At 68.8% G+C, this 10,903-nt stretch carries 11 protein-coding genes; 9 read left to right on the top strand and 2 right to left on the bottom strand.

Annotated elements, in window-relative coordinates:
* Positions 1 to 1,157, bottom strand: a 1,157-nt coding sequence (locus tag ADBZ5U_RS07800; protein ID WP_526264093.1) for an alkyl/aryl-sulfatase, incomplete at its 3' end; no start/stop codon positions are given.
* A 36-nt stretch (positions 1,158 to 1,193) separates the two neighbouring features.
* On the opposite strand from ADBZ5U_RS07800, the gene ADBZ5U_RS07805 reads away from it, so the two are divergent.
* The gene (locus ADBZ5U_RS07805) at positions 1,194 to 2,849 is read left to right on the top strand and encodes a SulP family inorganic anion transporter (RefSeq protein WP_526264095.1); all 1,656 of its coding nucleotides are present in this window, start codon (positions 1,194 to 1,196) and stop codon (positions 2,847 to 2,849) included.
* Here ADBZ5U_RS07805 and ADBZ5U_RS07810 read toward each other — a convergent pair.
* A complete protein-coding gene (locus ADBZ5U_RS07810) occupies positions 2,846 to 3,019 on the bottom strand; it encodes a hypothetical protein (protein WP_526264097.1) in 174 nt (57 codons plus the stop codon). The two genes, ADBZ5U_RS07805 and ADBZ5U_RS07810, sit on opposite strands and share 4 nt — an antisense overlap.
* Before the next feature lie 164 nt (positions 3,020 to 3,183).
* Between ADBZ5U_RS07810 and ADBZ5U_RS07815 the strand changes: the two genes are divergently transcribed.
* The 8 genes from ADBZ5U_RS07815 to ADBZ5U_RS07850 all read left to right on the top strand — a co-directional run.
* On the top strand, positions 3,184 to 3,555 hold the full coding sequence (locus ADBZ5U_RS07815; protein WP_526264099.1) for a DUF1622 domain-containing protein: 372 nt from the start codon (positions 3,184 to 3,186) through the stop codon (positions 3,553 to 3,555).
* Positions 3,555 to 4,850: a threonine/serine exporter family protein gene (locus tag ADBZ5U_RS07820; RefSeq protein ID WP_526264101.1), complete on the top strand. Its 1,296-nt coding sequence runs from the start codon at positions 3,555 to 3,557 to the stop codon at positions 4,848 to 4,850. The genes ADBZ5U_RS07815 and ADBZ5U_RS07820 overlap by 1 nt, the downstream gene beginning before the upstream one ends.
* Positions 4,851 to 4,906: 56 nt before the next feature.
* Positions 4,907 to 5,929, top strand: a complete 1,023-nt coding sequence (locus ADBZ5U_RS07825; RefSeq protein WP_526264123.1) for a phosphotransferase family protein — start codon at positions 4,907 to 4,909, stop codon at positions 5,927 to 5,929.
* A complete protein-coding gene (locus ADBZ5U_RS07830) occupies positions 5,930 to 7,120 on the top strand; it encodes an acyl-CoA dehydrogenase family protein (RefSeq protein ID WP_526264103.1) in 1,191 nt (396 codons plus the stop codon).
* Positions 7,117 to 7,878, top strand: coding sequence for an SDR family NAD(P)-dependent oxidoreductase (locus tag ADBZ5U_RS07835; RefSeq protein ID WP_526264105.1), 762 nt, complete (start codon positions 7,117 to 7,119; stop codon positions 7,876 to 7,878). Before ADBZ5U_RS07830 ends, ADBZ5U_RS07835 begins: the two co-directional genes overlap by 4 nt.
* Positions 7,879 to 7,936: 58 nt before the next feature.
* Positions 7,937 to 8,557: an Rv1289 family protein gene (locus ADBZ5U_RS07840; protein ID WP_526264107.1), complete on the top strand. Its 621-nt coding sequence runs from the start codon at positions 7,937 to 7,939 to the stop codon at positions 8,555 to 8,557.
* A 131-nt stretch (positions 8,558 to 8,688) separates the two neighbouring features.
* Positions 8,689 to 10,437 carry an ABC transporter ATP-binding protein gene (locus ADBZ5U_RS07845; protein ID WP_526264109.1) on the top strand — a complete coding sequence of 583 codons (1,749 nt, stop codon included), beginning with the start codon at positions 8,689 to 8,691 and terminating at the stop codon, positions 10,435 to 10,437.
* Positions 10,438 to 10,442: 5 nt separating this feature from the next.
* Positions 10,443 to 10,903: NAD(P)-binding domain-containing protein (locus tag ADBZ5U_RS07850; RefSeq protein WP_526264111.1), on the top strand; the 461-nt coding region annotated here is incomplete at its 3' end.

A 10,903-nucleotide genomic window follows, 5' to 3' on the forward strand; every position in this document is an offset into this window, starting at 1 on the left:
CCGTGGGTGTGCCAGGCCCTCTCCAGCGCCGGCGGCATCGCGAAGTCCTCGGCGATCTCGATGCCGGTGTGGCCCTGATTGAGCCGGCGCAACGTCTGGTCATGCAGGTATGCGTACAGATCCCGTTGCAGCGAGAGGTATTCCACGATGCGCTCCCGGCCCCAGGTGGGCCAGTGGTGCGAGGCGAACACCACGTCGGTGCGATCGGCGAAGGTGTCGATGGCCTCGGTCAGGTAGCCCGACCAGGCATGCGGGTCACGGACCAGCGCGCCGCGCAGGGTGATCAGGTTGTGCAGGTTGTGAGTGGCGTTCTCGGCCATGCACAGCGCGCGGAACCCGGGAAAGTAGAAGTGCATTTCGGCCGGCGCCTCGGTGCCCGGCGCCATCTGGAACTCGATCTCCACCCCGTCGATGGTGTGGGTCTCCCCCGTGGTCGTGATGTCGACGGTCGGGACGATGACGGCCACCTCGCCGACCGACGGCGCCTGGCCCAGACCGCAGCCGACCTGCCCCTGCGGCCCGCGGTCCAACGCGGTGCCGTACATGTAGGCGGCCCGCCGCGTCATCGCCGTTCCGGCGTACACGTTCTCCTGCACCGCGTGTCCGATGAACCCCTCCGGGGCCAGCACCGGGACCTTCCCGGCATCCACGTCGGCCTGGGTGGTGACCCCCAGCACCCCGCCGAAGTGGTCGACGTGGCTGTGGGTGTAGATCACCGCGGTGACCGCCCGATCGCCGCGGTGGCTGCGATACAACCCCAACGCGGCGGCGGCGGTCTCGGTGCACACCAACGGGTCGATCACGATCACCCCGGTGTCGCCCTCGACGAAGGTGACGTTGGACAGGTCGAGCCCGCGGACCTGGTAGATGCCCTCGACCACCTCGTAGAGACCCTGCCTGGCGCACAGCGCCGACTGCCGCCACAGGCTGGGATGCACCGAAGGCGGCGCGTGGGTTGCGTCGGAGTCGCGCAGGAAGCCGTAGACGTCGTTGTCCCACACCACCCGGCCGTCGGCGGCGGTGATGACGCAGGGTTCCAACGCCACGAGGAATCCCCGGTCGGCATCGTCGAGGTCTCGGGTGTCGTCGAAGGGCAACGCGGCGACGCGCCCGCGGTTGAGGGATTCGATCGCCGAAGTCGGAGGTTTGCGGCCCATGCCGAGAATTCTTCACCCAATCGGCACCACTGCGCCATGATTGCGCCGGTGTACGCCATCATTCCCGGCCTCAACCGACACAACGTCGGCACCGAGGTGCTGGCCGGGATCACACTGCTGGCCATCGCGCTGCCCCTGAACATCGGCTACGCCCAGATCGCCGGACTGCCGCCGTCCGCCGGGCTCTACGCGCTGGTGCTCCCCTCGGTGGCCTTCGCGCTGCTGGCCTCCTCCCGGCACCTGGTGGCCGCGCCGGACGCGGCCGCAGCGGCGCTGGTGGGTTCGGCGCTGGGCGGGGTCGCCGCCGCGGGCACCGCCCACTACGCGGTCATGGCCGCCGCGCAGGCCATCGTCGGCGGCCTGCTGTTCGTCGCCTGTTCGGTGTTCAAGCTGGGCTACCTGGCCAACTTCCTCTCCAAACCGATCCTGATCGGTTTCGTCGGCGGTCTGGCATGTGACATCCTGCTCAGCCAGATCGCCAAGATGCTGGGGATCAAGGTGGACAGCGGGTCGGAGTTCTTCGAACGCCTCGCCCAACTCGTCAGTCACCTCGGCGCGGTGCACTGGTGGTCGCTGGGGCTGAGCCTCGCGGTGATCGGCGTCCTGCTGCCGGCCCGCCGGCGAATGCCTGCGGTGCCGTGGGCGCTGATCGTTCTGGTCGCCGCCACCGTGGCCTCGACGCTGCTGCACCTGCCCGGCCGCGGGGTGGCCGTCCTGGGCTCGGTGCCATCCGGGCCGCCGGTGCTGGCGTTCCCCCGACTGGACTGGCATGACTGGGTGTCGGTGCTCCTGCCCGCGCTGGCCATCACCACGGTCACCATCGGCGAGGGCCTGCTGCTGGCGCGGTCCTACGCCGACAAATACGACTACAGCACGTCCCCCGACCGCGACCTGCTGGCCTTCGGGGCCGCCAATATCGCCTCCGGACTGTCGTCGGGATTCACCATCGGCTCCTCCACCGCGCGGGCGGCGGCCATGGACCAGGCCGGGTCCCGCACCCAGTTGCCGCTGCTGGTGATGGCGGGCGGCGCGCTGATGCTGTTGACCTTCGGCGCCGACCTGTTGGCGGAGATCCCCTCCCCCGCGATCGGCGCGATCGTCGCAGTATCGGTGGCCAAGCTGATCGGCATCGCCGAGATACGTCATCTGTGGCGACTGTCGAGATTCGAAACAGCAATAGCCGCAACATCTTTCGCGGGGGTACTGTTGATCGGCCCGCTTGCCGGGATCGTGCTGGCATTCATACTCTCCCTGATCAACTTGCTGCGCAAGGCGGCCCGACCGGCGGTGGACATCCTGGAGGGCTCTGATGACCCGCACGTGTCGCTGACGGCGTCCGACGACGGCGACGGCGAAACGGCGCCCGGGGTGATCGCGATGCGTTTCGCCGCACCGATCTTCTTCGGCAACGCGCAGACCCTCAGCGCCGAGATCCGTCGTGCGGTGCGCGAGGCCCCGACTCCGGTCTCGGCTTTCGTCCTGGATATGGAGGGCGTGAGCGACGTCGACGTCACCGGCGCCGAAGCACTGGCCAAGGAATTGCAGTGGCTGCACGGCAAGGGCATCACATTCGCCTATTCGCGCGTGCGCCCGCAACTGCGCGCGAACCTCGAACGGATGGGTCTGTTCCAGGGACACAACGTCTTCGAGACCAACCGCGCGGCTGTGGCAGCCCTGCGTCCATTGTCCTAAGCCCAGTGTCCTAAGCCCACGGTCCTAACCGGGAACGGCCCGGCCCCCGGCCGGAACTCCCGGCCGAAGCCGATGACGAAAGCCCCCATCAGATCGGCGGCGATGCCGTGGCGCGGCGTCACCGCCAACTCGACCATCCCAGGCGCGGCCGGGAACAGGCCCAGCGCCATCAGCCGGCGCCCGCCGATGAGACCGCGCGGGCCGGGAACAGCCGGCGGTAGGCGGGGAACGACAATGGATTACGCGGACGGCTCGAACCCACCGGGACACACTAATCAAGCATGCTGCCGTCGATGCGCCGGCGTGTTGAGCGGCCGACCCTAGACTTCTGGCGGTGACGCTCTTTGAATTCATCGAGATCGTGGGCAAGTCGATCGACGCGGTCGGTGTGTCCGTCATCGCACTCGGCGCGCTGTACTCCGCGCTCGGCGCGGCGGTGCGCCTGAGCCGACGGGAACCTGCCTACCGGCCGTTCCGCCAGCAACTCGGCTCCTCGATCCTGCTGGGACTGGAGTTCCTGGTCGCCGCCGACATCATCCGGACCGTCGCGGTCACCCCCGAGCCCAAGACAGTCGCGATGCTAGGCGGCATCGTGCTGATCCGGACCTTCCTGAGCTACTCGCTGCAACTGGAGATGACGGGCTACTGGCCCTGGCAGGCGGCGCAGGCCCGCACGGCCGGGCCGAACACCGGGAGGGTGGGGTGATGGCCCGGCGCTTTCCGATCATCGACGCGCTGCGGAAGAAACCGCCGGCAGCCCTGGCCCCGCCCGACAGCTACGCCCCGCAGGACGTGGCGGAGATGCTTCGCGAGATCGGAATCGCCCTTCTCGAGGTGTCCCAGCCGGTCCCGATCGTCGAATCGCGGCTCCTCACGATCGCCCGGCGGTACACCACGGCGCAGACGCGGGTGGTGGTCCTACCCACCGTGCTGCTGATCCAGGTCGGCGAGGACACTTTCGAGATCGACGGATCAACCCACTCGTCGCTGCAACTCGACGCGGCAGGCCGCATCGACGCCATCGCGTCCCTCGCGGAGGCGGGTGCCGTCGTTCCCCGGGAGGCGATCGCGGAAGTCGAAGCCGCGCGCGCACTCAAGCCGCGTTTCGACCGCATCACGACGGTGATCGGATATGCCATCACCACGGTGGGATTCGGCATGATGATCAACCCGACCTGGGCATCGCTGCCCGGGTATCTGTTTCTCGGCCTGGTGGTCGGGTCGATCGTGGTGATGAGTTCGAAGCTGCCCTCACTGATCCCCATCCTGCCCACCCTGTCGGCGTTCGTGGTCACCCTGCTGGCCATCTGGTTCGTCGCCGACACGGCCAACGACGGGTTGCTGCGGGTGATAAGCCCTGCCCTGGTGGCGACTCTGCCTGGCATCGCCCTGACCACAGGGGCCATGGAACTGGCCTACTCCCAACTCATTTCGGGTTCCAGTCGGCTGGTGTACGGGGTGACCCAACTCGGCCTGCTGGTGTTCGGCGTCATCATGGGCATGCACGTCGCCGGCCAGGTTGCCCCGCAGGCGCCGTCGGCCCAGATGGGTGCGTGGTCGCTGTACCTGTCGATCGTCATCGTGGCGATCGGTCTGACCTTCTATCTGTCGGCGCCGCCCGGTTCGCTGTTCTGGATGACGGCCGCGATAGCCGTCGCGATCCTCGGCCAGAAGATGGCGCAGACGTTCACCAGCGCCGCGCACTCGGGCTTCGTCGGGGCGATCCTGGTGGTGGTCTTCGCCATGCTGGCCAGCCGGGTCCGGACCTCCCCTCCGGCGATGGTGATGATGCTGGCGTCGTTCTGGTCCCTGGTTCCCGGCGCGACGAGTTTCATGTCGGTCAGCCAGGCGGCCACCGGCGGTAACGGCGACGTCGCCAGTATGGGCCAGGCAGGGTCGGCCATCCTGTCCATCGCCCTGGGCACCCTGGTCGGATGGAGCGTCTTCCGCACCCTTGACAACCACCTGCCGTGGTCGAAAACGAGCGCCGCGGCAGGGTGAGGTAGCTTCGCTGGGTGGAGGCCCTCAACCACGACATGGCGGCGGTGGCCGACTGGATGTCGCGGCACGGTTTGGGCGAGGGTCCGATCACGGACGTCACCGAGATCACCGGCGGAACCCAGAACGTCATGCTGCGGCTGCGCCAGGGCAGCCGTGACGGCGAAAGAGAATTTGTCTTCCGCCGCGGCCCCCGGCACCTGCGGCCGGTCAGCAATTCGGTGATACTCCGCGAGACCCGGGTACTGCGCGCACTGGCGGGCACCGACGTCCCGCACGCCGGACTGGTCGCGGTCTGCGAAGACACCTCCGTGCTCGGCCCCTCAGCAACGGACGGCGCCGTCTTCTATCTGATGGAGCCGGTGGACGGGTTCAATGCCGGGGCGGGGCTGCCGGATCTGCACGCCGGCGACGCACGGATCAGGCACGCGATGGGGCTGTCGATGGCCGACGCCGTCGCACGGCTCGGCGCCCTCGACTACCGGGCGGTGGGGCTGGGCGACTTCGGCAAACCGGACGGCTTCCTGGAACGCCAAGTACCGCGCTGGCTTTCCGAACTCGAGTCCTATTCGGCTTTGGCGGGCTACCCCGGGCCCGACTTCGGCGACGTCGACGCGGTGGCGGCCTGGCTGCGCGAACATCAGCCGCGGACCTTCGCGCCGGGCATCATGCACGGCGACTACCACGCGGGCAACGTGATGTTCTCCCGGACCGGCCCAGAGGTGGTGGCGATCGTGGACTGGGAGATGTGCACCATCGGCGACCCACTGCTGGACCTGGGATGGATGCTGGCCACCTGGTGCCGGCCCGGCCACGAACCGGTGCTGCCCAACCAACTGATGGCCGCCGGCGGTCTGGCCACCCCCGTCGAACTGGTGGAACGCTACGGCGCCAACACCACCCGGGATCTGTCGAACATCGACTGGTACACGGTGATGGCGTGCTTCAAGCTGGGCATCATCCTGGAGGGCACCCACGCGCGCGCGGCGGCGGGCAAGGCGCCCAAAGAGATCGGCGATGTGCTGCACACCGCCACGGTTCGGCTTTTCCGGCGTGCCGTGGCGATCATGGAGGGAGGCTGAATGATCGACTTCGAGGTACCCGCCGAACTCGCGGCGCGCCGCGACGAAATCCGGGCCTTCGTCACCGAGCAGATCGTTCCCTTCGAACGCGATCCGCGGCTGACCCGGCACGGCCCCAACGAAGAGTTGCGCGACGAGATGGTGGAGTTGGCCCGCGGGGCGGGCCTGCTGACCTTCCAGGCCCCGCGGCGGTTCGGCGGCTGGGAGCCGTCGCACCGCGAACAGGCGGTGCTGTTCGAAGCCGCAGGCTGGTCGACGCTGGGGCCGGTGGCGATGAACTGCGCCGCCCCCGACGAGGGCAACATGTTCATCCTGTCCAAGATCGCCGACGAGGCCCAGGCCGAGGAGTTCCTGGTGCCGGTGATCGACGGCCGGCAGCGTTCGGTGTTCGCGATGACCGAACCCGGCGGGGCCGGCTCGGACCCCGGACAGCTGGCGACCGAGGCGGTGTTCGATGGCGACGAGTACGTCATCAACGGCCGCAAGTGGCTGATCACCGGCGCCGACGGCGCCCGCACCTGGATCATCATGGCCCGGGTGGCGCCCAACCCGCACAACGCCGGCGGACCCACCCTGTTCCTCTGCGACGGCCGCACCCCCGGTATCGAACTCGAACGGGTGATGGACACCATGGACCGCAACTACGTGCAGGGCCACGGCGTGGTGCGGTTCGACAACCTGCGACTGCCGGCCTCCGCCGCGCTCGGCGAGGTCGGCCAGGCGCTGCGCTACGCCCAGATGCGGCTGGCGCCGGCCCGGCTGACCCACTGCATGCGCTGGCTCGGTGCCGCCGAGAGGGCGCAGTCGATCGCCGTCGAGCACGCCCGCACCCGGACCGCTTTCGGTAAGCCGCTGGGCGAACATGAGGGTGTGGGTTTCATGTTGGCCGACAACGAGATTGCGATGCAGCAGTGCCGGCTGGGGATCTGGTGGGCGTGCTGGACGCTGGACAACGGCGCGAAGGGCCGCCACGAGAGTTCGATGGTGAAGGCCTACGTCTCCGAGGAGCTGTTCAAGGTCGCCGACCGCTGCGTGCAGATCCTCGGCGGCATGGGGATCTCCGACGAGACGCCGGTCGGGATGATCTTCTCCGACATGCGGGCGTTCCGGCTCTATGACGGCCCCACCGAGGTGCACAAGTACGCGATCGCCCGGCAGGTGTTGAGAGACCCGGGGGGGACTGGCAAGTGAGCGTCCTCGATTCCTTCCGCCTCGACGACAGGGTCGTCATCGTCACCGGCGCCTCTTCGGGCCTGGGGGTGTCCTTCGCGCGTGCGTTCGCCGAAGCCGGTGCGGACCTGGTGCTGGGGGCACGGCGGGTGGAGAAGATGACGTCCACCGCCGCACTGGTCGAGCAGGCCGGCCGTCGTGCCTACATGCGCAAGACCGATGTGGCCGACCCCGAGCAGTGTCAGGGATTGGTGGACGCCGCGATGGGCGAGTTCGGCCGGGTGGACGTGCTTATCAACAACGCCGGCGTGGGCACCGCGGTGCCGGCCACCCGGGAGACCGCTCGGGAGTTCCGCTCCGTCATCGACGTCAACCTCAACGGCTCGTACTGGATGGCCCAGGCCTGCGGGCGGGTGATGCAGCCCGGCAGCGCGATCATCAACATCGCAAGCGTCCTGGGCATCACCACGGCCGGTCTGCCGCAGGCCGCCTACAGCGCCTCCAAGGCCGGGGTGATCGGGCTGACCCGCGACCTGGCCCAGCAGTGGAGCGGCCGCAAAGGCATCCGGGTCAACGCACTGGCGCCGGGCTTCTTCGCCAGCGAGATGACCGACGAACTCAAGCCCGGCTACCTCGACGATCTGATGCCGCGGATCATCATGGGCCGATTGGGCGACGCGGCCGAGTTGGCTGCCACCGCGGTCTGGCTGGCCTCCCCGGCCGGCGGGTACGTGACCGGTCAGACCGTCGTCGTCGACGGCGGTCTGACCATCGCCTAGGCTGCGATCCTGACCACTCCGGACCCGCGGACCCGCCGGGTCGGTACTGTCGTCAGACGTGAGTGTGGGAGACGACGTACGCAATTCGCTGGACCACTGGAGCGCCGGCGAGTGGCAGTCCGCGCTGTGGTACGCCACCGCCGCACTGGAGGAGACCGCGGCCAAGCGCCACCCGGAGCTGGATCCGGCCACCCGGTTCACCCGGACCCTCCGTGAGGATGTCGACGTCTTCGGCGCGATGGCCGGCGCCGACATCGACTTCGCCGCCTCCCGGTTTCCGGTCCCGGTCGAAACGACGGATCCGGACGGGCACCCAGATATCGCCGACGTGCTCTACGCGGTTCACCGCACTCTGCACGAGGATCCGGCCGCCATGCCGGCCGGACTCGAGGTGGTCCCGCACGTGCAGAGCGAACCGCTGTTCAACATCTCCGGCGGCCGGCTGTGGCTTCGGGCCTCGGCCGCGCTCGGGTTGCTCGCCATCGCGGTGTTTTCCCCGGAGAACAAGGGCGAAACGATCCCGGGCTCCTACCAGTTGGGCTGGCAGCAATTCGTCTTCCACGTCGCCGGCTGGTGGGGCTGGCGCGACCATTTCCGGGAGATCGTCTCCAATGCCGGCATCGAACAGTACGCCCTCGACTTCGGTCCCGAGTGGGAGGCCTGGCGGCCCGTCGGGTGACGTCCGGTCCGCCTGACGACGACCGAGGGGAGGCGCCGCCGATGAACCGGGCAGTCGGTGCGGTGGGAGCGTCACTCCGCCTGTTGAACCGCCGGGACAGGCGACTGCTCGGTCTTGCGATTCTGGCCCAGATGGCAACCTCGCTGCTGGACTTGATCGGGGTGGCGCTTCTCGGTGTGGTCGGCTTCCTGGCGGTCTCCGCGGTCTCCGGTCAACGGCCCCCCGAGCGGCTCGGCCGGGCGCTCGCCGCGTTGCACCTGGACGGCACCCACACTGCCCTGGTTGCCGTTTTCGCCGGAGTGGCGGCCTTCCTGCTGGTCGCCAAGAACCTGATCAATCCGTTTCTCGTGGCGCGCATTCAGCGCTTCCTCGCCCGCCGGGAGGCACTGGTTTCAGCGCAGCTCACCAGAGGATTGCTGTCCCGCCCCCTTTCCTTCCTCCAGCGGCGATCCAGTCAGGAGACCGCGGCCGCCCTCCTGGACGGAACCACCAACGCCGTGCAGATCGTCCTGGGCCAAGCGGTGGTCGCCGCCTCCGAGGCGGTTCTGCTGATATTGCTCGTCGTGGTCATGCTGATCGTCAATCCTGTTGTGGCACTGGGGTTCGTCGCATTCTTCGCCCTGGTGGGGTTCGGCCTGAACCGAGCGCGGGGACATCGGGCGAGCCGACTCGGCGCAGAGCGCAGGCGGGCTCAGGTCGCCAGCCTCACGGCCGTGCAGGAGGCCGTCGGGACCTACCGTGAGATCACCGTGGCCGATCGCCGCATGCTGTACGTCCAACGGATCGAGGATCTCCGCATCCAGGCCGCCGAGGCCAGTGCGGGCATTCAGTTCGCCACGATGCTCCCGAAGTATGTCGCGGAGGGGTCGCTGGTCCTTGGCGCCTTCGCCCTCGGGGGCGTCCTGTTCGCCACCCAGCCCGTTGCCGTCGCGACCGGCACATTCGCCCTATTCCTCGCGACGGCGACCCGGTTCATGCCCGCGCTGTTGCGATTGCAGTCCGCGACGACGGCGATTGCCGCGGCCGGCGCGGCGGCCGTTCCGACCTATGAACTGGCCGGGGAACTCCGGGCGCTGGATGCCGGGCATACCGAGGCGGCCACCGATGTGGTCCGACCACCTCCCGCCGCGGGCCCCTTCGTCCCTGACGTCGAGGTGCGGGACGCGACCTTCACCTACCCGGGCAGCGGTGCGCCGGCCATCCGGGCGGTCAGCCTCACCGTGCGGGAAGGCGAGACCGTCGCACTGGTCGGGCGCAGCGGCGCCGGCAAGTCCACGCTCGCCGACCTGATCCTCGGGGTGCTGCAACCCGACGCGGGCACTGTCAGGGTCAGCGGGTTGCCTCCGGGGCAGACCGTCCAGCGCTGGCCCGGCAGCATCGCCTACGTCCCGCAGGACGTCATGCTGATCCGTGCGTCGGTGCGGTCCAACGTGGCCCTCGGTCTCCCGCGCGAAACCGTCGACGATCAAACCGTATGGCAGGCGTTGCGCCGGGCGCATCTGGAGGACTTCCTGCGCGGGCAGGCCCAGGGGTTGGACACCGAGGTGGGCGAGCGCGGACTGCGACTCAGCGGCGGACAGCGACAACGTCTCGGCATCGCGCGCGCGCTGTTCACCCACCCGCGGTTACTCGTCCTGGACGAGGCGACCAGTGCCCTGGACGCCGAGACCGAGCAGGCGGTCACCGAGATGCTCAAGGCTTTCGGCGCTCATGTGACGAGGCTGATCATCGCCCACCGCCTGTCGACCGTTCGGCACGCCGACCTTGTCGTCTACCTCGATCGGGGGGAGATCCTGGCCAGCGGAACCTTCGACGAGGTCTGCGCTCTCGTCCCGGCGTTGCGGCGCCAGGCGGCGTTGATGGGTATGCGACCCGACTGATGGCTGTGAACACACCCGCCCTGCGGAACCCCTCGGCTGTCGCGCTGTACCGGAAAATCGCCGATCGAACCGCCCGAACAGGTGTCATCGGGCTCGGTTACGTCGGCCTGCCGCTGGCGATCGAATTCGGCCGCGCAGGATTCGACGTCGTCGGCGTCGACCTCGACGCGGCCAAGTGCGTCGCCGTCAACGACGGCACCTCGGACATCGGCGACGTGCCGGACTCGGCGGTGGCCGCGTTGAGGGCCGCCGGCAGGCTCGTCGCAGTCGATGACATCGCCGGCGCCGGCCGACTCGACACGATCAACATCTGCGTGCCGACCCCGCTGGGGAAGACCAAGGAGCCCGACCTGTCCTACGTCGTCGCCGCGACTCACGCGGTCAGGTCGAGACTCCGTCCAGGCATGTTGGTCATCCTCGAATCGACCACGTACCCGGGAGCGACCGAGGAATTGGTCCTGCCGAT

This window comes from Mycobacterium sp. (assembly GCF_040398885.1).
Lineage (GTDB): Bacteria > Actinomycetota > Actinomycetes > Mycobacteriales > Mycobacteriaceae > Mycobacterium.